This window comes from Microbacterium canaveralium (assembly GCF_047238045.1).
Classification (GTDB): Bacteria; Actinomycetota; Actinomycetes; order Actinomycetales; family Microbacteriaceae; genus Microbacterium.
Genome location: NZ_JBDFMA010000006.1, coordinates 1 through 20897 on the forward strand (window position 1 = coordinate 1; position 20897 = coordinate 20897).

The following is a 20897-nucleotide window of genomic DNA, read 5'->3' on the forward strand; positions in this document are numbered from 1 at the left end:
GATTCGCCGGGCCATCCTTCTTCTCTTTCGTCGAACGTCACCGCAACACCGTGTCGCTGGGGTTCGTGAAATCTTCTTCCGGAAGCGAAACCCAGGTACTGCGCCATGAGGAACTCGCCGCAGCGATGCACAGGCGTTCGACAGTTCGGTCGCACGAACCGATCGTTTAACGGACGGCACTGTACGTCGATCGAAAGTCGCGCCGACACCCCCTGCGAATTCGCGTCGCGGGATAGTTTGCCAGGATCCGGCGATCAGCGTGGTGCGCATCAAGGAGGTGCGCAGCGGCCTCAGCACGAGGAGCCTGCCCGCGAGGCCGACCACCCCGCCCCTAGGAACGGTAGGAGTGCGACGTCGGGGCGAGCTGGGGGCCACCCCCCGAGACCGAAAGTAGCACCGCAGCGACGATAAGCGCCACGCCAACCAGGGTGGTCGTCAGCTCCCCGACCAACGAACCGATCCATCCGCGTTCCTGGAGGTCTCGGAACATCCTTATGCTCAGCCCGAACGTTCCGTTCGAGCTGCGAACCGATCGTCTCGATGCGTCGTGGCAGACGCCTCAGCTGTCCACCGATGACCTGGAGTTGCACGCGGCCGTCGGCGAACATCTCCCTTGAGTCCATCGCCAGACGTATGAAATGAGGAGTTCGAGCAAGGGCCCGATCGACCAAGTCGTAGTCGGCAACGAGCTGGCACAGCGTTCCCTCGAGTGACACGAAGGAAACGACTGGCGTTCTCCTCCGCTGTTGGGGACGTCGGGTCGGCTGAAATAATGGCCGGGACGATACGGTGGCGAGTCAGAGCGCCGTGATCCACCGCGCGATCTCGTCAGCGATCTCGTCGCTATTGTCTTCGACCATCAGCGAGTGGCCGTTCCCAGCGAGAAGAGGCAGTTCGGACGACCAGAAGGTGACGGCGGCGCCCTGATCGGTGAGCCAGGCCACGATGTCCTGATCCAGCTGCGAGGGGTGGTCGGTATCGGCTCCACCCGTGAAGACGAGAATCGGCTTGTTCGTGAACGCGTCGGTCGGCCCGATCCTCATTTGGCTCCCACCGATGTTCTGACGCTGATAAAGCATCCGGGCCGGGATCGGCCGAAGGGTGCGGCGGAACACCTCGATGCACTCGCGGGGGAACCGCCGGCTGGGTCCGATGGCCTTGTCGTTCACGAAGGCGCTTGTGGGTTCCCAGAAACCCATCTTCGGGATGGTCCAGTCGATGGCCGCTCCACGGATGGAGACCTCCTGGTCGGACTCCCTCACGATCTCGGGCACCGCCTGTATATTTCCAGGCGGGCCCGGAGCGACGGCTACGAGCCCGTCGATGAGATCGCCATGCGTCTCTAGGAGGCGGAAGCCAATCGGACCTGCCATCGAGTGCACGACCAGCACGACGTTCCGGCCGAGACCAGAGAGGAACACGCCCATCCCTCGGCACACGCTCTCATAGTCCAGCCGCGCAGACGCCGCACGATCATCGACGTGTTGGGCCGCCTCATAGGACAACCCCAGCCAGTCCACCACCAGCACACCGTAGCCATGCGATACGAATCGTGCCGCCCAGCCCTGTCGGCCGTCGGGCGTCTCGAGATAGTACTCGTTCGAGGCACCACCCCCGTGCACGAGGACGATCCACCGAGCAGGCGCACCCGACGGCGCCAGTTCGGTGTACGAGATCGGCGCGACGTCGTCTGGGCGTGAAATCGAATCCATAGCTTCCCCAGGCCTGTTAGGCAATGACGGCGTCGAGGGCCCGTGCGAGCCTCTCCGGATGCGTGAGCATCACCAAATGGCTTCCGTCGATCTCGATCGTGCGCGGACTATCAAGCCGCCCGGCCGCGGCCTGGTAGATCTCAGCGGGAACGGCCTGGTCCTGAGCGAGGAACACATAACTTGACGGGATGCTGCTCGCCCAGAACCGGTCGAGGCGGATCGGCTCATCGGACCAGCCTGCCGGCGCTGGGACGAGCCTCGGCTCGAGCGCGGCGAGCTGCTGCTGCTCGAACGGGGACATGTCCTGCATAGACGCGGCCCAGAGCTCAGGCGGCATGACGATGGTGTTGTCGTCGGACTGACTCGCAAGCGCCTTCGTCGCTGCGACCAACGGATCGGGGAGCACGTCGTTAATGGTCTCGCCGTCGCGCAGCACCCAGGCGTCGACGAAGACGACCCGGCCGATGCGCTCGGGCATCGCCTCAGCGACGAGTTGGATGAGCGGACCTCCGCCGCTATGACCGACGAGCACGATGTCGAGCTGGGTGAGCTCTCTTACCTGATCGATCAGATCGCGCGCCATCATGCTCATCGTGACGCCGGAGCGGTCCACGTCACCGTCTTCGAGACCGCGCAGCGTCGGCGCGATCACCTCGTGCCCCATTCTGCGCAATTCGTCGGCGACGCCGTCCCACACCCAGCCGCCTACCCATCCGCCGTGCACCAGTACGATCTGCATTGATCATCCTCTTCGCATATTTATCTGCTGAGCAGAACTTGTTCCTAACTAGAAGACACAATAGCTTGCGCGGCGCCAACAGTCCAGCATGGCTCGAGCTCTCTTCAGAACGCGCCGAACGACCCCTGCACCAGGTCGCAGGGGAAAGAGACGACGAGCCTTCAGGAGGTCAGGTCGGCCAGACGTACGGCTGCCTCATCGAGGAGTGCGACGAGGGTCTTCACCTTGCGGGGAGGCAAGCGGAACACCGGGGCAGATGCGTTGATCGCCAACCGCAGCCCGCTCGCCGAGGGAACGGCCACGGCCACCGAGGCCACGCCCTCCTCGCTCTCCTCCCGGTTCGTTGCATAGCCCTGCTTCGCGACAAGATCCAGTTGTGCGAGGAGCTCGGTCTTGGTACGGATCGACTGCGGAGTCACCTGTGAGAGTTGCTCGTCGGGGTAGAGACGGTCCAATTGTTCTCGCGGGAGCTGCGCCAGGAGAACCTTTCCCGTGGAGGTGCAATGGGCCGGCATCTCCTTGCCCAACCGTGAAGCGACTCGCACCGCCGTCGTCGGTTCCGAGACTGCGAGAAAGCGAGTGGAGTTGCCGTCGAGCGTGCCGAGGTGAACCGTCTCGCCGGCTTGGTGGCTGAGTTCCTCGAGGATCGGTTGCACGATCTGCGGGATGTCCATCTTTCTCAGCACCGAGAAGGCGATCGTGGTCAACGACGGCCCTGGCCCGTATGTCTTCGTTCGCGGGTCTTGCCGCACGAATCCTCGCCATTGAAGCATCGCGAGGATGCGATGCGCCGTTGAGGTCGCGACACCCAGGTGCTTGCTGGCGTCCGTCAGTCGAAGTTCGTTCTTCTCACCGAGCAGGAGCAGGAGTTTCAGGGCATTGTCGACCGACTCGATCGGTATTGCGGAGCCGCATCGACTCCGTCGGCTGCTCTATTTCTCTGCACAACAGAAACTGTATCGTTCCTGCCGGCCCTCAGGGCCGCCATCAAGGGCAAGGCGATCCCGTCCAGGTCTATCCGGACGCCGATTCGAGCAGCCGGCCCAGTCGTACACGAACGTCGGAAAGCGACGATCCCGCTGCGATGGACCGGCGGACTTCGACGAGAGCGCGGGGCCAATTCAGTACCACTGCCCCGTCGAATGACAGACCATTCTGAGAGTACAGAGACGCGATCCGGTCGGGTGTTCGAGGGTCCGTCACCATCTCGGGGTTGACTGCCGTCGTGCGACCGACGATGTGCAGCTTCCAGTTGAACTGGTCACTCCAGACATACTCGACAGGCAGATATGAGCGTCGGTCGTCGGGATGAGCGATGTTGTGCGCGACACAGCGCGCCTGGTCGACCGCATTCGTCCAGTGCTCAAGACGGGTGAGATCGCCGCGAACCGGATGCCGCCACCGCGCAACATCGCCGATCGCATGGATTTCCGGGGCGCCGAGTGCCGTGAGGAATTCGTCGCAGACGAGACCGTCGTCGATCTCGAGCCCTGAGTCCTCGAGCCATTCGACGTTCGGCACTGCCCCGATGCCGATGACGACGACATCACCGTGGAGCTCGGAACCGTCATCCAGGAGCACGCGGAAGTCTCCCTTCGCACCGTCGATCTGCGCGACCGTCCGTCCGAGAACCGCATGTACGCCATGCCGGGAGTGCTTCTGCGAGAAGAGGGCGCCAATCTCGTCACCGAGCCGGCGTGACATCAGGTCGCGTGTCGCCGAGACCAGGGTGACATCGACTCCGAGCCCAAGAGCGGTCGCGGCGACCTCGGCGCCGATGAAGCCCGCTCCGATGACGATGATCCTGCGATCGGGAACTAGCTCGGCGCGCAGCCGGTCTGCGTCGTCGAGTGTCCGCAGCACATGGATTCCCTCGCCTTCACCCCACGGCGACGGCCGCGCGCGGACGCCGGTCGCCACCACGAGGTCATCGAAGCCGACCCGCCGTCCATTCGCCAGCCGGAGCTCCGACAACGCACGGTCCAGACCTACCGCCGGCACACCGAGACGAAGGTCGATGTTAAGCTCGAGCGCCTCCGCCGCCGTGAGGAGCGTGACCTCGGCTGCACCTGCACCGACGAGGTATCCCTTCGACAGCGGCGGCTTGTCGTAGGGCAGCACGGGCTCGGAGCCGATGAGCACAACGTCTCCGCGATACCCCTCTGCCCGAAGCGCCTGCGCGGCCCGTACCCCCGCGATCGACGCACCGACAATCGCTGTCGTCATTCGTCTTCCACCCGGAGCGCGGAAACCGGGCAGCTGTTCGCCGCCTCGGTGACCCGTTTCCGGTCGGCCTCGTCGACCTCTGTTCTGAGCAGGATCACGACGCCGTCGTCATCGAGATCGAAATAGTCTCCCGCGGCCATGATGCAGTTGGCGTAGCCCTGACAGAGCCCGAGATCCGCTTTCACGACAGGCATGTGTCACTCCTCTCCTGCTTCTTCAGGCGTTATCTCAGGGAACATCGGTGCGAACGGTTGGGCGATCATGGCGGAGAACGTCGCCGTAGTCTGCCAGGTCAGCGCCTCGAGCTCGAGCGGATCGAGAGCGACCCACTGCCCGGATCGCGGCGACTCGATCAGGAGCCGGGAGCCGTTGCGTGTCTCCACGCGAGATACCCGGATCTCCGAGAACTCATTGGCGATCGAGATCGGAGCCCCTACCCGCTGGTCTTCGAGCCGCTGACGTTCGTCTGCTGCTGCGATGGCCGCGATGCGGTCGTCCTCTTCGCCTTCCCATTCGAGTTTCATAGGAAGATCGCCAGATTCTGTGTGCGCAAGACCGACTCGTCGACCGTGATGGTTCGGCGTGCGAGCTGCAACCCGCCGCCGACACGTCGCAGAACGTCTTCGCGGCCGGCCGAGATCACCGCGGGCTCGTGCACGTCGCCGCGACTGCGGAAAAGAAGCACCGCAGAATCGACGACGACCTCGCCCGGGACGTCGCTCTCGAAGGTGCGCACGTTCGTGACGAAGTGACGGAGCCGGGAGGGCGGATCCTCTGTCCAGGCGTGTTCCGTGAGGAAGCGGGCGACCCGCCGGCTCAGGGAGTACTTGTTCTCGTCCCAATGCGCCATGCCCGGAGACGTCGAGTACCCGGCGCCGAGCGCGGTAGTGACCTGCACGGGCATGATGTAGTGCACATCGTCGGCGATGAGGTCGAGCCAGTCCTCGTACCGCTGCTCGTCGAGGATGTATGCCTCTTCGACGAGCCACCTGTGCGTCTCCAGATGCAGGCCGTCCGAGAACGACAACGAACTCCCCACCCGCGTGGCTTTGGTCGTATGTGCTCCGAGCGGCGACTCTTTCAGTCGAACCCAGCGCGCCTCGGTCATGACAGCCCCTCCGGCATCCCCACCGACGAGATGATCAGCGCGGTCGGCTCCGTCTCGAGGTAGTCCGCCCAGCGCTCGAGCAGATGCCGCTGGTTGTACTCTCCGTAACCGACGTGGGCCACGCCCGGGCCAGAGAACGCGTCCGGTCCGAGCGGCTCCACGACGAATCTGCCGTCTTTCAGCACGCCCATCCGGCTGTTCAGCAGCAAGCGCCGCGCCATATTCCCTTTCGCGGTGTTCGTAAGGGACACCCAGTTCTCCACATCGTCCTGCTCGAACATCCCCGTGCTGCCGAAGCACATCAGGTACGCCTTGTACGACAGAGCCTTGAACTCCTCCGGTGCCGCTGCGTCGACGGCGAACCAGGAAAGCACCTCGGTCTCGTTCTCGCTGATCGGCTGCCAGGTACGGATCGAGATGAACGGGAGCACGTCGTCGCCGTCTTCCACCTTCGGCCAGTTGTGCACGAAGCTCATGTTCGGGAAGATCGAGGCCGCCGAGATCATGAAGCCGTTCTCGCCGATCACATTGAGCTGGTCCTGGGACCAGACCTCCTTCATCCGGTCGATCATCTCGTCGGGGTAGCCCACGTAGCGCAGCCGCTCCTCGAGCGTTCCCTCCGGAAGCTTGTAGGTCGTGCCTCCGCCGTTGCCCGCCCAGTACGTGTTGCCGTCTTTACGCTTCTCCGCCTTCGGTTCGCGGAAGAGGCCGATCTCGACCACCGAGGTGTGGGTCTGTGGCGTGTGGTACATGTCGCCGGCGAAGTTCTCTGCGCCGATCTTCCAGTTCGCCTTCACCCGCCAGCGCTGCGGGCCGCGGAGCTCGATGCCCGAGGAGCTCTGCTTCGTGTAGTAGTCGAGATAGAAAGCGAAATCGCCGAGGTAGTCGATCAGCGGTGGCGCATCCGGATCCATGCTGATGAAGATCAACCCGTTGTAGCTGTCGAGGCTCGGCGCCGGAAGCAGGCGGGCTCCCTTGCGATTGAAGCCAGCCTCGCCACCGTACGCCTCTTCGTGGAACGGCAGCCCCACGATTCGTCCGTCGTTGCGGTACGACCAGCCGTGATACGGGCAGCGGAAGTGCGAGGCGTTGCCCATTTCCGCCCGGCACACCTGCATTCCTCGGTGCAGGCACATGTTGAACATCGCCTTGACGGAGCCACTCTCGTCGCGCACCACGATGAACGAGTCGTCGAGCACTCGCCGCACCACGTAGTCGCCGGGCTGAGGGATCTCTGATTCGTGACCCACGAAGATCCACGCGCGACTGAACAAGCGCTCCCGCTCGAGCCCTGTGCGTCAGGATGGGGTGAGACACCAGCACTGCTGACCTTCGCACTGCACGGGGCGAGAACGGACCAATACTGAGATGACGATGACGGTTGCTGACGTCGGCACCGATGATGGGGCTATGGCTCCTCGTGCTGACCGGCCCAAGAGGCGGACGTTCACCGCCGAGTTCAAAGCGGCGATCCTGGCCGAGTACGACGCCGCGGACCGCTCTGGGCGTGGGGAGATCCTGCGCCGGGAGGGCCTGTACACCTCCCACATCATCGAGTGGCGCAAGGCCGCGGCCGCCGGCTCGCTGTCCGGGCTGGGCAGCAAGCCGCGGGACCGGCGCGAGCGGGAGCTGCAGGCGCTACGGGCCCGGGCGGAGAAGGCCGAGGCCGAGCTGGCCAAGACCAGGGCGGCGCTGGACCTGATGGGAAAAGCACACGCGCTCTTGGAGACGCTCTCCGAGAGCGCGGACAAGCCGCCGCGGTCGCCGCGGTGATCAACCCGGCCGTCGACGGGCTGGCCGAGCACGTCGGCACCGCGGCTGCGTGCGCGCTGCTGGGTCGCTCCCGCGCCAGTCACTACCGGGCCAAGAACCCGCCACCGCCACGTCCACGGACACCGCGGCCGGCACCGGCGAACAAGCTGTCCGCCGCCGAGCGGGCCCACGTGCTGGCCGTGTTGACCAGCCAGCGGTTCGCGGACAAGTCGGTCGCCCAGGTCTGGGCCACGCTGCTGGACGAGGGCACCTACCTGTGCTCGATGTCCACGATGCACCGGATCCTGCGCGAGCACGACATGGCCGGGGAACGGCGCCGGCAGGCGAGCCACCCGCCCCGGACCCGGCCCGAGCTCGTCGCGACGGCGCCGGGGCAGGTGTGGAGTTGGGACATCACAAAGCTCAAGGGGCCGGAGCGGGGCGTGTACTACGACCTGTACGTCGTGCTCGACATCTTCTCCAGGTTCGTCGTGGGCTGGACCATCGCGGCCCGCGAGGACGCCGAGATCGCCAAGAACCTGCTCGAGCACGCCATGGGCATCCATGGCGTGCCGGAGGCGATCCACGCCGACCGCGGGACCTCGATGACCTCCAAACCGGTCGCTCAGCTGCTCGTCGACCTCGGGGTGGCCAGGTCGCACTCCCGCCCGCACGTGTCGAACGACAACCCTTACAGCGAGGCGGCGTTCAAGACGCTGAAGTACGCCCCGGTCTTCCCCGAGCGCTTCGGGTCCCTGGCCGACGCCGGCGCGTTCGCCGAGCAGTTCTTCGCCTACTACAACCACGAGCACCGCCACTGCGGGATCGGGCTGCACACCCCCGCCAGCGTCCACTTCGGCACCGCCGGGCAGGTCCGCGCCCAGCGCCAGGCCACCCTGGACGCGGCCTACGCCGCCCGTCCCGAGCGCTTCGGCCACCGCCGACCCCAGGCGCCCAAGCTGCCCGAGGCCGCCTGGATCAACCAGCCCTCACAGGAGGCCCTCATACAGACCGCCTGACGGAATCTGTCTCACCCGCCTTGACACTTTCCGCTTCGATTACAGCCCGATCACGGAGCGACCGACGATTTCGTGGCCGAATGGGGCCCGAGTGGCGTTCTATGTCGGGCTGAACATCGAGCACTATCAGATCGACAAGCCCTCCACGAGCATCTTCGGCGGTACCGCGATGCTGCAGCCGGATCCTTCGGGAGCTGGGGTATGACTACGTCCTGGACTGGACGAACGACGATCAGCCGTATCCGCTGAACGTCGACGGGATGTTCAGCGTTCCCTACACGATAGAACTCAACGATGTGACGATGTTCGTGAGTAAGAGCTATACCGGCCCGCAGTTCCTGGAAGCGGTGATCGACCAGTTCGATCAGCTCTATTCAGACTCCGAGCACTCGGGTCGCGTCATGTCGCTGCCGTTGCACCCGTTCATCGTCGGCCAGCCGTTCCGCCACCGCTACCTTGATCGGGCCCTCGAGCACATCACGTCTCACGATGGTGTCTGGGTGACGACGAGCGATGCCATCGCGGCGCACTATCAGTCGACGGGGAACAGGAGAGCCGATTCGTGACGAATACGGAGCTGATCGATGAGTACGCACGGCTGCGCGACGAGTTCAAGGCCAAGGGATTGGGCGGCCGGATCGGCTACGGCGAGAAGCCGGCGCTGCTGATCGTCGACTTGATCACCGGATTCACGGACAGCCGTTCGCCCCTGTCAGGCGAACTGGAGTCACAGCTGGCCGCCACCAATGCCTTACTCGTCCCCGCCCGTGAACTCGAGATCCCCATCTTCTTCTCGACGGTCGCGTACGACACCGAATTGCAGGAGGCGGGGCTCTGGATCAAGAAGATCCCGTCCAACCACCTGTTGGTGGAGGGCAGCGAATGGGTGGAGGTCGACAGCAGGCTGGGCCAGCTGCCCCACGAGATGACCCTGGTGAAGAAGTACGCATCCTGCTTCTTCGGAACTGATCTCGCCGCACGCTTGATCTCACGGGGTGTCGACACCATCATCATCGTCGGCTGCACCACCAGTGGGTGCGTGCGCGCCTCGGCGGTTGACGCCTGCTCCTACGGCTTCCACACCATCGTCGTCGAAGAGGCAGTCGGCGACCGGGCAGCCCTTCCGCACCTGGCCAGCCTCTTTGACATCGACGCGAAGTACGGCGATGTCGTCAGCCTCGACGACGCACGTGCTTACCTGCGGGGGCTTGCGCAACAGAACGATTGACTGCAGTAACGCCGTGGGGCCAACTTCCTCTGTGCGGAATATTGAACCGGCGTGCAGGCCGAGATCCCGCAGATGCTGGCGCAGGGCGGCGGATCCATCATCAACACCGCCTCGTCCCTCGGGCAGGTCGCCATCGCCCACCAGTCCGCCTACGTCACGTCGAAGCACGGCGTCATCGGCCTCACCCGAGCCGCCGCGGTGGAGTACTCCGACAAAGGCATCCGCGTGAACGCAGTGCTGCCCGGGGTGATCCAGACGCCAATGATAGACGCGCTGGAGGAGACCTACCCCGGCTTCAAGGACGCGCTGCTGACGAAGCACCCGATCGGCCGACTCGGCACGCCGCACGACATCGCCGAGATGGTCGCGTGGCTCGGTTCCGACGCGGCCGCCTTCGCGACCGGCGCGCAGTTCGCCGTCGACGGCGGGTACCTCGCGATTTAGACGAGGTGGCCACGACGGACGGGAGGCACGGTGTCAGCTGACACCGTGCCTCACGTCCGTCACCGGTCGCGCCGCGACCCGCGTGTCAGCCGTTCTTCGCGGCCAGTCGGTCCGTCTCGCTGTCGTTCCGCCACCCGGCGGTCGCGCCGCCGTCGACGCTGTAGTTCTGTCCGGTCACCCAAGAGGACTCGTCGGAGGCCAGGTAGAGCGGCATGTACGCGATGTCCTCGCCCGTGCCGGGGCGTTGAATGAGCGCGTTGCCGACCTGCCAGGCCTTGCCCTCCGCATCCACCGCCTTGTCCGTCGCCGGGGTGCTGACGAAGCCAGGCGAGATCGAGTTCGCGCGGACGCCGTAGCGGGCGCCCTCCGCAGCGAGCGACTTCGTCATCGCGATGACGCCGCCCTTCGCGGTGGTGTGCGCGACCTGGCGAGCGGCTCGATCCCGCGACCTTCGCGATCGACGGAAAGCAACTCGAGATCGATCTCGAGTTCGAGGCCTGGGCCAAGAGCGCGCGCCGCATCGGCGCAGCCACCCGGCGTCCGGCGAGGACGTCGCGGGGCGGACGGGCCGATCTCAACACGGTGCGTGAATGGGCCAGTCAGAACGGACACCAGGTCAGCGATCGCGGCAGGGTTCCCGCGTCCATCCTCGAGGCGTACGACGCGGCGCACTGACGCGGTCACTCCTGGGCTGAGCCGCGCGCTGCGCGCCAGTGCTCCGTGACGGGATAACCGGAGCGCACGTGCGCGCGCACGTGGACCTCCCCCGAAGGGGATCCGCTGCCGCCCGGCTCCGGCGGCGGAGGGTTCTGTGTCCAGCCTGAGCCAGGGACCCAGACCGTCCCCGGTTGCACGGGCGCGTCGGCGAGCGCGGGATCGATCAGCTGACGCGCGAGAGCCACGGCCTCACCCAGATCGGTGATCCCGCCGGCTGAGGGCGTGCCGGCCGCGAGCACCCGGTAGGGACCGTCCCAACCGTCCGGGACCGTGAACGTAGTGAACGAGTCGAGCTTTGACAGTGCACGCTTCGCGTCGATGGCCATCTGCAGCTCGCGCAGGTCGACGCGCTGCGTGCGTGCAATGGTGACGATGTCCACCAGGTCTTTCGCGCGGCTGCTGGGGCGGCCGTTGTAGGTGCTCATCGTCGCAGTGACCTTCTCCGCGACCTGATCGGAGATCGGGAACAGCCGGTAGGGGTGCGACGGGACCGGCCGCCCCAGCTGCAGCCGCGTCGACGGCTCGATCGTCTCGACGCGGCCGACCGGGGGAGGGCCGACGACCACGTCGATGGGGATGTCGGAGATCCTCCGGCCGGTGTTCGCGTCCAGACATGTGAACACCAGGCGCCGGGTCGCGACACCCGGCTGGTTCTCTCCTCGCCCGGTCGCACGGGCACGGGTGAGCTGGAACCGCACATGGTCGCCGAGATCACGCGCGGCTGCCTGCTCGAGCGCCTGCTGCGCGGCATCCAGATCGGCGGCGCCGGTCGAGGCCAGATCCAGGTCTTTCGTCGACCGTGACTTCGGCACCCGGGCGAGCATCGCCGTGCCGCCCTTGAGCAGCCACTCGGACTCTTCCCCCTCCGCAAAGACCCGGCTGAGGAAACGATCGTGCTGTGCCTGCACGATCTGCGCATTCACATCCAGCGCGCTCGCGCCGTCACCGGCTGCCTTCGTCGCGGCCGCCTTGATCGCCTGCGCAAGCCCCGTCCAGTCTTTGTAGCCGTCGGGCTCAGGCATCGGCCGGCACCACCGCGTCGACGCCCGCAAGAGCGAGCAGATCAGCCGCGAGCGCGGCACCCGAGGGGTACTTGTTGGGCTTGGCCAGCGGCTCCAGATACTCGGTCAGGCGGGCGGGGGAGAGCAGCTTTCCCGCGTCCGCGGCGTCGGCGAGCGCATCGGCGACGAGGGAGCGGTCGACCCACTGCTCGATCAGGTCGGCGATCGTGCGCTCGACGCTCATGGTCGGCATCCCGTCGACGGAGACCACCTCGGTGGGCGCGAGCTCGCGGGTGCGGAGCCGCACCCCGTCCAGGCGGGTACCGCGGCGGGTGGGAACGACGAACTCGAGTGGCCCGGGGAACCAGTCGCCGATGCCATGCAGCTGCGCGGCCGTCTGGCCTGCGGCGACGACGGGCGGGACGCCGGTGTCTGTGCGGGGACGGTCGGCGCCGCCGAGGGCGAGCCAGGTCGCGAGGATCGCCTCCTGCTCGTGCTCTGGCGCGCCGGCGAGGCGGTAGACGCCGCGCGCGACGCGGATGAGCGCGCCGCTGTTGGCGAGGCGCGTCAGGGTCGGGCGCGCCACGCCAGCCTCGAGCGCCTGGGCGGTGGTCACCAGGCCCCAACGCTGTGACGCGAGCTCGCCCAGACGAGCGAAAGTTGATCCTGCCATGCGCACAGTGTAGCGAGAAACCGCAACAAACGTTGTAGCTCGTTCAGATTGTCGACTTCGAGCCTCTGGGGCCACCCCTTAGCAGTGAGGGGGTTCCAAACCCTCGGGAACGGGTTATATTCGGGAATATAACCATCTGTGAGGAGGAGAAGATGCGGACCCACACCTGCCCGCCGGACCACAAGCACGGGCTGACCTCCACCTGCTACGTCGTCCACCTCTGCGGGTGCCGCGCCTGCATGGACGGCAACGCGCGCCGCCGCCGCGACCGCTACCGTCTCCTGGCCTACGGGCGATACCAGGACGCGCACCAACCCATCGAGCCGATCCGGCAGCACCTGCAGGCACTGGTCGACACCGGGATGATCCCCGAACGGATCGCCATCAGCGCCGGCGTCGGCGGCGCCACGGTCCGTCGCCTGCTCAACAGCGAGACGGCACGGTTCGTCACCGGCGCCACCGCCCGCAAACTCCTCGCAGTCACCCCCGACAGCAGCACTCTCGCCGCGCAGGGCCGAGTCAACGGCCGCGGCACCCGCCGGCGCCTCCAGGCTCTGGCCGCGATCGGATGGAACCACCACGAGATCGCACGCCGACTCGGCTACCCGCGCTGGAAGGTCAACAAGGCACTCGAAGGCGCCTACGTGGACATCCGTGTCCACGACGACATCGCCGCGCTCTACGACGAGCTCTGGGACCAGCAGCCCCCCACCCACACCCGAGCGCAGCGGGTCGGCCGCTCCTACGCACTCACGGTCGCACGCCGGCACGGCTGGCTGCCGCCGCTGGCCTGGGACGACATCGACACCGACCCGGCACCGCCCACAGCCGGGCAGGAACCCCTGCTCGACGAGATCGCGATCGAGCTCGCTCTCGCCGGCCAGAACGTCCGCCTCACCCGAGACGAGCGCCTCGAAGCCACCCGACGCGGGACCGAACGCGGACTCAGCCTCACCCAGCTCAGCGACCTGCTCGGCGTCGACGTCCGCACCATCGACCGCGACCGTGACGACCTCGGACTCCGGCAGGCCGCCTGATGAGCAAGACGCTCGACATCCTCGAAGCCGCCCTGCACGGCACCACCGCCGGCTACCTGGCCGGATGCCGCAGCAAGGGAGGATGCCCGAACCACGGCAACCGCCAGCTGCTCACCTGCACCGAAGCGGCCCGCGCCCGCCGCCACTACTTCTCGCTCGCCTCGCTCGAGGAGACCGAGCCGATCACCCGGCAGATGCTCCGCGACGCCAAGAACAGCCCCTTCGCACCGAAAGAAGCCGCAGATGTCTGACCAGCCGAACACCTTCACCATCGACTCCACCAAAGAGGGAGAGTGGCTGCGGGTCGTCCGCGCGCTCGGCGGCCATCGCTGGGCCCTGTCGCTGCGCTTCAACCCCCTCCCGCTGACTCAGCGAGGCGCCCGGCACACCCGGCCAACGCGGCAGCCCACACCCCACGCGGCAGCAGGCCACGGGCCGAACGCGAGACTGCACCTGCCCAGCTGCGCGATCTCCCCCCAGCTCGGCAACGGCCGCGGCGCCCACCTCAAGCAGATCCCCCACCTGGGCCGAACCGAGGAGCACTGATGACCGACATCGCCGTGCGCCTCCAGGAAGCCATGACCATCCAGACCGGCACACCCGTCACCGTCCGATGGAGCTTCCGCGAGTTCGCGCTCAACTGCACCCGCCGCGACGGCCGCCCCCTCACCCAACGGATGCACAGGCTCTTCCAGACGCTGCTCAACCGTGAAGCGCTCCGCGAGCTCACTCCAGGAGAAGACCCAACGATGGGATCCCGCGCAACCCTCATCGAGATCATCGACGACCTCGCCGTCAGCGCCGACCACCAAGGCGCCCGCGCGGCCGCGCTCGCCGAGGTCCTCCTCAGTGCCGGCATGTTCCACCTCGGCGACCAGCTCCGCCGCCAGAGCCACGCACTCTCAGAGCTCGACGCCGACGACGAAACCCTCGAGGTCATCGACGAGGCACGCACCCAGATCGCCCGAACCATACTGCTGCTCGACCAAGCCGACACCGCACAGGCAAAGGAGCGCAGATGAACCGACGCACCCGCCGCGCCAGCACAGCCCTCGCCGCGGTCGCAGCTCTCGCGCTCGGCTTCGGCGCCCACCAGCTGGGCATCACCTCCTGGATCGACACATGGACGCGCCCGCAGGCACCCGCCCCGGACCCGACCTACGACTACACCGCGCTCGCCGCAGTCGCGCAGGAGCTGCCGCTGATCGATCCCACCGAGGAGATTCCCGAGTATCGCCGCGCCACGTTCGGCGAGCGCTGGATCGACATCGAGGGAAACGGCTGCGATCAGCGAGACGATCTCCTCGCCGTCCAGCTGCAGGACGTCGTCCGTGACGGTTGCACGGTGCTCTCCGGCGTGCTCGACCCCGATCCGTACACGGGCACACGCATTGAGTTCGAGCACGACCGGATCGCCGCCCCTGGAGCCCCGGGAAGCTCCGGCGTCCAGATCGACCACATCGTCAGCCTTTCGGCGGCGCACGCCGGGGGCGCGTGGGCGTGGACCGAGCAGCAGCGCATTCAGTTCGCCAACTCGTTCGACAACATCGTCGCCGTCGATGGCAACACGAATGCGGCCAAGAACGACCACGGGCCAGCCCTGTGGCTGCCATCGAACGCCGACTACGTGTGCACCTACGTCGCCCGCTACACGGAGATCGTCGACACCTGGCACCTCGCGGTCGACGAAGCCGACCGCGGTGCGCTCGTGGACACGCTCTCAACCTGCGCTGCCCAGCAAGCCAGCGACGAGAGCGGGAGCATGTCGTGAAGCCGCTACGAACCCGCGTGGGATCTCGCCGCGCGCGCCTGACGCTTGGCCGCGCGAGCGCGGTCTACGACCTCGTTCGCATCCGTCGTGTCGACACCGAGGGTGCGCCTGATCACCTCGAGCTCGGCGTCGGTCCAGCGGGTGCGCCCTCGCATCCGCTCACCGAACGTGACGACGTTCAAGCCGAGCAGGTCGATCAGAGCCGCCTGCGTGGGAACCTCGGGCGCCCCCGCCCCGTCCGCGATCGCCGCCCGCAACCGCTCCGCGAAAGCCGCATCGCGCGCCAGTCCCGGCATCAGTCGCGGCCGGCGGCCGCGCTGCGAGGGCGCCCTGCGCGCGCGCTCCTGCGCGAATGCGTCGATCGCGGCCTCGTCGTAGAGCGGGGAGTTGCCTTCTATGGCAACCGGCTCGGGGAGCAGAGGACCCTCCTGGCCGGCTCTGCGCAGCTTGTTGCTGATGGAGCGCATCTTGTAGACCGCGACGACGGACACGCCGAGCTTCTCGGCGACGTCCGCCGTGGTGAGGTGCCGTCCGGTCATCAGCGCTCCTCTCAGCTGGATGAATATAACCACTTTCGCGGTTACGGCGCGCCGCGGCAACCAGACCCAACTTGGTTGGGGATGCTGGGGCGCATGGCTAACAAGGACGCGGACGCCATCCGTGAGGAGCTCCGTCGCATCGGCCAGCAGCTCGCGCAAGCGGACGAGCTGCGCGAACGCCGCGGCAAAGTCGTCGACGAGGCGCGCGCGGCCGAGCTGACCCAGCGAGAGATCGCCCTCCTGCTGGGGATGACCGAGGAAGGGCTGCGGAAGGCGCAGAAGTCCTACCACGGACGCGGGCGCTCTTACGGCGGCCGCCTCGCGTCCTAGCGACCCCGCCAGACCTTCATGGAGCGCCCGTCGACTGCGAAATCTGATTGCAATTTTCAAGCACTCTTGACTAATATAACCTGACGAATGAGGGGGTGAGATGGACGAGCTGAACTACCGACCCAAGCCGTGGACGCCGAAGGACGTGCCCACGATCTGGGTCGACCAGACCACCGGGCAAGGCGTCACCGACGCCGGCACGCCCGTTCGCCCCGTCATCGGCGAGCGCCGCAAGAACCCCAACCTGACGGACCTGCTCGACACGGCTGCCTCGTACGGCGCTAACCGCATCATGCTGACCGGGAAGCGCCCCGAGCCTGCGCCTGGCGTGCGGCACTGGCTGTACGTCCAGACCCCGAACTGGAAGCCCGGAGCCCACTGGGTCAACAACGGCCCGCCCACCGGTCGGTTCGAGCACGCGGTCACCGGCTTCAAGATCGAAGTCCGCACCGCGGAGGAGTGGTTCGGCGACGGGCCGCTGACCCCTGCCCAGGCTCGTCTGGCCTGGAACGTCACCGCGTCGATCATTCGCCACGCCGACGAGAACGCGCGCCTGTTCAACAGCCCTGCCGCCACCGGAACGAACCTGTGGGCGCTGTCGCTGCCGAAGAACATCAACCCCGTGCCGGTCGAAGACGACATCGCCCAGGAGATCCACTTCACCTCGGGCCTGCACCACTACGACCACCTGGTCGCGGGGGAGTCGTTCGCCAAGCACGAGGACTGCGTCCCGCTGATCGACCCGGCCAAGACGAAGAAGATCAGCGAGTTCGCCTACGTCGACGGCCGGTTCATGTTCGCCGGCGTCGGGCGCGAGCTCGGTATCGGCCCCGCGATCCGGCTGAACCAGGCCGCCGCGTACGAGCTGCTCGAGCAAGACCCCTACGCGCGCGCCCGCTTCCACGTGCGGTTCCGCGTCCCTCAGGGCTGGAACCACGTTGGCCTGCTCGGTGTGAAGCACCTGGACGTTCGCGAAGGCTGGTTCTATCCGAACCGGCCCGGAGCGGTGCACGACACCTGGGCCGACGGCAGCGAGATCCACGTCGCCCTCAAGCACGGGTGGGAGATCCGCCCTCACGAGGCCGTGGTGTTCCGCAAGGCCAAGCCTCTAGACACCTTCACCGAGCGCATGACGCGCGCCCGCGAGCGAGTCCAGCTGCAGGACGAGATGCACCCGGACCTGCGCCGCGCTGTGCTCGCCGCGCTGCGGAACATCATGCTGCACTCGATCGGTGCATTCGCCGCCGCGGGCCGCGACGAGACCCGCGTCGCCGCGTCGCCCGATGACGTCCCGCCCGAGTACAGGGCCAAGATGCTGCGACAGGGCAACCTCTGGATCTATCGCATCCCGTCGCGCCCGAACGACCGCACCCGAAGCTTCTACCACCCGGAGCTCGCCGCCCAGGTCTGGGGTCGCGCACGCGCTCGCGTCCTCCACGGCCCCAGCTCCCTCGGCGGCTACACCTCCGGTGCTCTCACGGTCGACCCCTCGACGCTCATCGGCATCCAGGGTGATGCGATCTACACGACCAAGCTGCCGGCGTGGTCCCTGCCGGACCGGTTCATCGGCGGCGGCGACGACGGCAAGACCGGGCGCCTGCGCCTGCAGGGCTACCTCAACGGATCCTTCATCACGCCGGAGACGCTGCGGCAGCGTGACGCGCTGAAAGCACGTGCCGAGCGGGCCGGCATCGCCAAGGCGCTCGAGCAGGCAGAGGAGAAGGGCTGATGGCTGACCAGCAGCGCACCGCCCAAGACCTCATCCGCGATCTGCGGCGCAAGGGCATCAGCACGGCCGAGATCGCCGAGGAGCTGCACCGCTCGCCTCGAATGGTCCGCAAGATCCTCAACGGCGAAACCAGCGGCGCCCTCTACCGCCAGGCGCTCCAGGAGCTCGCTGACACCGGACGCCTCACCCACGTCCCGCCGCGGCGCCGGCGCAAGGACGGCTCGATCGCCCCCGTGCGAGGCAAGGCCGGCGCCAAGCCCGTCATCCCCGAAGACCTCAGCGGCACCTACGTTGAGGGTCGCCAGGGTGGTCGGCTGCGCGTCGACGTGGCATACGCCACCGGGGGCGACCGGTACATCGAGATGCGCATCCCCAAGGGCCGCACCGCGAAGGGCCGCGAGCAGGCGAACGCCGAACTGATCAAGCAGGTCCGCAACGCCGCCAAGGGCCAGTCCCACGACAAGCAGAAGCAGATCACCGCCCACCTGACCTTCTCCAACGGCCGCGTGATGGAGGTCAACTCGTACAACGCCTCGACGATGCTCAAGCGCATCCACGAGAACGGCGGCGACGCCCTCGGCTGGTTCCGCGAAGAGTCGAAGAACCGATACGTGAACCTCGACACCAGCCGCGACACCATCACCGGCGTCACCCTCAACGTCGTCAGCACGGCCAAGACGACCGAGTACCAGAGGCAGGCCGAGCGCGGCCGCACTCGCCGCCCCCGCTCGCTGTCGCCGGCGGAGCTCATCAGCATGGAAGAGAAGCGGCGCATCGAGGAGCGCCGCGCTCGCCGCCGTGGAAACCGAGGAGGTGGTCAGTGACCATGGCCGCCCCGAAGAAGCCCACAGCTGCAGCGAAGCCCCGCGCACGCAAGGCCGCGCCCCCCGCTGAGGAAGTCACCAGCGACGTCGACCAGGCAGCGACGTCCGAAGCACCCGCACGCGCACCTCGCGCAAGCCAGAAGCCGGCAGCGGCGAGCGCGACGCCTCCTGAGTCGGCCGAGGCGGAGACGCCACCGCCGGCGAAGAAGAAGCGGGGGCCCTACAACGTCGTCTACGTCCAGAAGAAGCCCGTCTCGATCCGTCTCCCCGACGACGCGCTTGAACTGATGGACTGGGCCAAGCAGGATGCAGCCAGCCGCGGCGACCGCCTCACCAAGGACGAGATCGTCACCGTTGCGCTTCGCGCCTACTGGGGCCGCAAACGGCGCCGCGGGTAATGACCGTCTCCTGAGCTGCTGGCAGGGAAGTCGAGATGAGTGAAACTAACGGGCCGGCCGAGTTGCCGGTCTACTCGATCGCCGAGGCATTCGTGAAGCGATCCGGAATGTATATCGGGCAGCCCGTCACGTTCGAGCGAGTGCACACGTTCCTGCTCGGTTTCGAAACGGCGATGTTGTACGTTCGCGACGAGCTCGCGCGCGATCGCAATGCGTTTCAGCCCGTGGGCGTGCTCGGTCAGTTCCGGGAGCAGCTGCGATCCGAGGGGCGGCTCAGGTGGGACTCCTGGTCCCTGACGATCGTGGCGGAAGCGATCGGCTGGACTGGCGACGAGCCTCCGGCGATCGACGATCTGACCGAAGAGCAGCACCTCGAGGCAGTCCGGGACCTTCTCCCGTTGCTCGAGAAGGTCTTTGCCCTCCCCGCGGAGCTTGTCACCTCGCTCCGTGACTCCGCCTGAGAAGGGTAGGCACCCCACCGCTGTCGGTGTGTCGTCCCGCCCATCGAGTTCGAGAACGCGTTCTATGCTGTGCGGCGATGATCAACCTGACCGCCACCGTCCCGCTTGGACCGCTGACAGAACTTGTCGGACGATCCCTCTCGGCGACTGGGAGATGGGTCAACTCATCCGGTAGCGCCTACCTGTCATATCCATCACTCAGAGGATCCTGACCCGGACGAACGATCGCAGTCGCTCGAGGGCAAAGGACCCGTGCGGATGTCGCGCGTCACACCTCGACCTCGAACGGCAACTTTCGCAGTGTCGTCGCGGAAATCCCGGTGCTCTTGTACATCCGGGCGTGGGCGTACTGGATCTCCGGCAGCAGATCGATGCGGCCGATCGCCTCCAGCATGATCTCGTCGGCCTGACCGGTGAGATGACGCAGTTCGGGGATCGCGTACCCGCCCACGTACTTCCCGGAGTTGAGATCCCAGGAGCGCACGGCCGGCAGCGCCTCCTCGATCCTCTCGCCGAGCTCCACCAGAGCATCGAACGTGTCCTGCCCGTAAGCGTGCGGGGAGAATGGGATCTGCGACATCGTGCCCTTGGTGACGTTGAAGCAGTCGCCCGTGAACGTCCACCACAGGAACGCCAGCCGCGACGCCGCGATCGCGCTGGCCGCGAGCTGGTCCTTCCGGTTCTGAACGAACAGCTTCCCCTCGTTGAGGGGCACCGTGGCGTGCGTGGTCTTGTCGTAGGTGACCGGCGGCACCGTGTACGTGCTCAGGAAGTACGTGGCGGTCTTCTTGAAACCGACGGAGTAGTCGCTCACACGGACAAGCGGCGTCGAGGAGATCGTGCCCTTCGCAAGCAGCGTGTCGATCAGCTCGAACATCGCGTCGCTGCTGGCGCGCATCCAGTTCGGGGTCCGCGAGCCGGCGGGCCGAAGCGAATACCGCAGTGTCGCCATCAGATGCGGACGGAACGCCTCGATCCAGCTGTGGGTGAGCGTCGTGTGCAGCTCGGAGACGCTGCCATACCCGGCGGCGGTGATGATCGTGCTGCGCACCTTCACCTGGAACAGGGCAGCCGGGCGTTCCTGGAAGGTGCTCACCCAGATCGCATCGAACCGCCGCTCGTAGAACTTCCGCAGTGACTCGTCGCGATCGGCGAACTGGCTGCGGATGGGAACGATCAGGCTGAGCCG

General features: G+C 66.7%; 28 protein-coding genes and 1 pseudogene. 15 read left to right on the forward strand and 14 right to left on the reverse strand.

The genetic code is table 11. From position 1 onward, the window contains the following. Positions 1–797: 797 nt before the first annotated feature. The 9 genes and pseudogenes from ABC271_RS18355 to ABC271_RS18395 all read right to left on the reverse strand — a co-directional run bounded on the left by ABC271_RS18355 (position 798) and on the right by ABC271_RS18395 (position 7035). A complete protein-coding gene (locus ABC271_RS18355) occupies positions 798–1712 on the reverse strand; it encodes an alpha/beta fold hydrolase (protein WP_005054941.1) in 915 nt (304 codons plus the stop codon). A 16-nt stretch (positions 1713–1728) separates the two neighbouring features. Next, positions 1729–2451 carry an alpha/beta fold hydrolase gene (locus tag ABC271_RS18360; RefSeq protein ID WP_005054944.1) on the reverse strand — a complete coding sequence of 241 codons (723 nt, stop codon included), beginning with the start codon at positions 2449–2451 and terminating at the stop codon, positions 1729–1731. A 161-nt stretch (positions 2452–2612) separates the two neighbouring features. Next, positions 2613–3158 (reverse strand): IclR family transcriptional regulator, encoded by a 546-nt coding sequence (locus ABC271_RS18365; RefSeq protein ID WP_223159176.1) that lies wholly within the window; start codon positions 3156–3158, stop codon positions 2613–2615. 42 nt (positions 3159–3200) lie between these two features. After that, positions 3201–3353, reverse strand: a pseudogene (locus ABC271_RS18370) (helix-turn-helix domain-containing protein); the annotation flags it as partial. 112 nt (positions 3354–3465) lie between these two features. Continuing rightward, the gene (locus ABC271_RS18375) at positions 3466–4677 is read right to left on the reverse strand and encodes an NAD(P)/FAD-dependent oxidoreductase (protein WP_005054949.1); all 1212 of its coding nucleotides are present in this window, start codon (positions 4675–4677) and stop codon (positions 3466–3468) included. Next, on the reverse strand, positions 4674–4871 hold the full coding sequence (locus ABC271_RS18380; protein ID WP_005054951.1) for a ferredoxin: 198 nt from the start codon (positions 4869–4871) through the stop codon (positions 4674–4676). The genes ABC271_RS18375 and ABC271_RS18380 overlap by 4 nt, the downstream gene beginning before the upstream one ends. 3 nt (positions 4872–4874) lie before the next feature. Next, the gene (locus tag ABC271_RS18385) at positions 4875–5201 is read right to left on the reverse strand and encodes a hypothetical protein (protein ID WP_005054953.1); all 327 of its coding nucleotides are present in this window, start codon (positions 5199–5201) and stop codon (positions 4875–4877) included. Beyond that, on the reverse strand, positions 5198–5785 hold the full coding sequence (locus tag ABC271_RS18390) for a 3-phenylpropionate/cinnamic acid dioxygenase subunit beta (RefSeq protein WP_005054954.1): 588 nt from the start codon (positions 5783–5785) through the stop codon (positions 5198–5200). The genes ABC271_RS18385 and ABC271_RS18390 overlap by 4 nt, the downstream gene beginning before the upstream one ends. After that, entirely contained in the window at positions 5782–7035 is a 1254-nt protein-coding gene (locus tag ABC271_RS18395; protein WP_005054956.1) for an aromatic ring-hydroxylating dioxygenase subunit alpha, read from the reverse strand. The genes ABC271_RS18390 and ABC271_RS18395 overlap by 4 nt, the downstream gene beginning before the upstream one ends. A 124-nt stretch (positions 7036–7159) precedes the next feature. Between ABC271_RS18395 and ABC271_RS18400 the strand changes: the two genes are divergently transcribed. The 4 genes from ABC271_RS18400 to ABC271_RS18415 all read left to right on the forward strand — a co-directional run bounded on the left by ABC271_RS18400 (position 7160) and on the right by ABC271_RS18415 (position 10228). Further along, positions 7160–8556 (forward strand): IS3 family transposase gene (locus tag ABC271_RS18400; RefSeq protein WP_370428832.1). Its coding sequence is split into 2 segments (ribosomal slippage): positions 7160–7496 and positions 7496–8556, totalling 1398 coding nucleotides; the frame shifts between segments, so codons are not numbered across the junction. A 260-nt stretch (positions 8557–8816) separates the two neighbouring features. Then, positions 8817–9122, forward strand: coding sequence for a polysaccharide deacetylase family protein (locus ABC271_RS18405; protein ID WP_005050797.1), 306 nt, complete (start codon positions 8817–8819; stop codon positions 9120–9122). Next, positions 9119–9784 carry an N-carbamoylsarcosine amidohydrolase gene (locus tag ABC271_RS18410; protein ID WP_005050795.1) on the forward strand — a complete coding sequence of 222 codons (666 nt, stop codon included), beginning with the start codon at positions 9119–9121 and terminating at the stop codon, positions 9782–9784. The genes ABC271_RS18405 and ABC271_RS18410 overlap by 4 nt, the downstream gene beginning before the upstream one ends. A gap of 51 nt (positions 9785–9835) precedes the next feature. After that, a complete protein-coding gene (locus tag ABC271_RS18415) occupies positions 9836–10228 on the forward strand; it encodes an SDR family oxidoreductase (RefSeq protein ID WP_005050794.1) in 393 nt (130 codons plus the stop codon). Positions 10229–10313: 85 nt separating this feature from the next. Here the strand turns inward: ABC271_RS18415 and ABC271_RS18420 are convergent, their stop codons facing one another. Then, positions 10314–10757, reverse strand: a complete 444-nt coding sequence (locus tag ABC271_RS18420) for an SDR family NAD(P)-dependent oxidoreductase (RefSeq protein WP_082157159.1) — start codon at positions 10755–10757, stop codon at positions 10314–10316. On the opposite strand from ABC271_RS18420, the gene ABC271_RS18425 reads away from it, so the two are divergent. After that, positions 10748–10903 (forward strand): Lsr2 family DNA-binding protein, encoded by a 156-nt coding sequence (locus ABC271_RS18425; protein ID WP_425488716.1) that lies wholly within the window; start codon positions 10748–10750, stop codon positions 10901–10903. The two genes, ABC271_RS18420 and ABC271_RS18425, sit on opposite strands and share 10 nt — an antisense overlap. A 5-nt stretch (positions 10904–10908) precedes the next feature. Here the strand turns inward: ABC271_RS18425 and ABC271_RS18430 are convergent, their stop codons facing one another. Next, entirely contained in the window at positions 10909–11967 is a 1059-nt protein-coding gene (locus tag ABC271_RS18430) for a nucleotidyl transferase AbiEii/AbiGii toxin family protein (protein ID WP_005050776.1), read from the reverse strand. Further along, complete coding sequence (locus ABC271_RS18435; protein ID WP_005050774.1) at positions 11960–12619, reverse strand: type IV toxin-antitoxin system AbiEi family antitoxin domain-containing protein; 660 nt, start codon at positions 12617–12619, stop codon at positions 11960–11962. The genes ABC271_RS18430 and ABC271_RS18435 overlap by 8 nt, the downstream gene beginning before the upstream one ends. A gap of 152 nt (positions 12620–12771) precedes the next feature. Here ABC271_RS18435 and ABC271_RS18440 point away from each other — a divergent pair, with 152 nt between their 5' ends. Genes ABC271_RS18440 through ABC271_RS18460 form a run of 5 tightly spaced genes read left to right on the forward strand, consistent with a single transcriptional unit; the run spans position 12772 to position 15427 of the window. Beyond that, positions 12772–13656, forward strand: coding sequence for a hypothetical protein (locus ABC271_RS18440; protein WP_005050771.1), 885 nt, complete (start codon positions 12772–12774; stop codon positions 13654–13656). Then, entirely contained in the window at positions 13656–13907 is a 252-nt protein-coding gene (locus ABC271_RS18445) for a hypothetical protein (protein WP_005050769.1), read from the forward strand. The genes ABC271_RS18440 and ABC271_RS18445 overlap by 1 nt, the downstream gene beginning before the upstream one ends. After that, the gene (locus tag ABC271_RS18450; protein WP_005050767.1) at positions 13900–14202 is read left to right on the forward strand and encodes a hypothetical protein; all 303 of its coding nucleotides are present in this window, start codon (positions 13900–13902) and stop codon (positions 14200–14202) included. The genes ABC271_RS18445 and ABC271_RS18450 overlap by 8 nt, the downstream gene beginning before the upstream one ends. Continuing rightward, positions 14202–14678 (forward strand): hypothetical protein, encoded by a 477-nt coding sequence (locus ABC271_RS18455; RefSeq protein ID WP_005050765.1) that lies wholly within the window; start codon positions 14202–14204, stop codon positions 14676–14678. Before ABC271_RS18450 ends, ABC271_RS18455 begins: the two co-directional genes overlap by 1 nt. Beyond that, the gene (locus ABC271_RS18460; protein ID WP_005050763.1) at positions 14675–15427 is read left to right on the forward strand and encodes an HNH endonuclease family protein; all 753 of its coding nucleotides are present in this window, start codon (positions 14675–14677) and stop codon (positions 15425–15427) included. Before ABC271_RS18455 ends, ABC271_RS18460 begins: the two co-directional genes overlap by 4 nt. 5 nt (positions 15428–15432) lie before the next feature. Here ABC271_RS18460 and ABC271_RS18465 read toward each other — a convergent pair whose 3' ends face one another. Further along, positions 15433–15966, reverse strand: coding sequence for a helix-turn-helix transcriptional regulator (locus ABC271_RS18465; protein ID WP_005050761.1), 534 nt, complete (start codon positions 15964–15966; stop codon positions 15433–15435). A 93-nt stretch (positions 15967–16059) separates the two neighbouring features. Here ABC271_RS18465 and ABC271_RS18470 point away from each other — a divergent pair, with 93 nt between their 5' ends. From ABC271_RS18470 to ABC271_RS18490, 5 genes are all read left to right on the forward strand, one after another. Continuing rightward, entirely contained in the window at positions 16060–16296 is a 237-nt protein-coding gene (locus tag ABC271_RS18470) for a hypothetical protein (RefSeq protein ID WP_043340519.1), read from the forward strand. 100 nt (positions 16297–16396) lie between these two features. Then, a complete protein-coding gene (locus ABC271_RS18475; protein WP_005050756.1) occupies positions 16397–18025 on the forward strand; it encodes a hypothetical protein in 1629 nt (542 codons plus the stop codon). Then, positions 18025–18849, forward strand: coding sequence for a hypothetical protein (locus ABC271_RS18480; RefSeq protein ID WP_047801722.1), 825 nt, complete (start codon positions 18025–18027; stop codon positions 18847–18849). Before ABC271_RS18475 ends, ABC271_RS18480 begins: the two co-directional genes overlap by 1 nt. Then, positions 18846–19247 (forward strand): hypothetical protein, encoded by a 402-nt coding sequence (locus ABC271_RS18485; RefSeq protein ID WP_005050751.1) that lies wholly within the window; start codon positions 18846–18848, stop codon positions 19245–19247. The genes ABC271_RS18480 and ABC271_RS18485 overlap by 4 nt, the downstream gene beginning before the upstream one ends. A gap of 35 nt (positions 19248–19282) precedes the next feature. Then, positions 19283–19708 (forward strand): hypothetical protein, encoded by a 426-nt coding sequence (locus ABC271_RS18490; RefSeq protein WP_005050749.1) that lies wholly within the window; start codon positions 19283–19285, stop codon positions 19706–19708. 268 nt (positions 19709–19976) lie between these two features. Here the strand turns inward: ABC271_RS18490 and ABC271_RS18495 are convergent. Then, the coding region (locus ABC271_RS18495; RefSeq protein ID WP_412926275.1) for a hypothetical protein at positions 19977–20897 on the reverse strand (921 nt) is incomplete at its 5' end.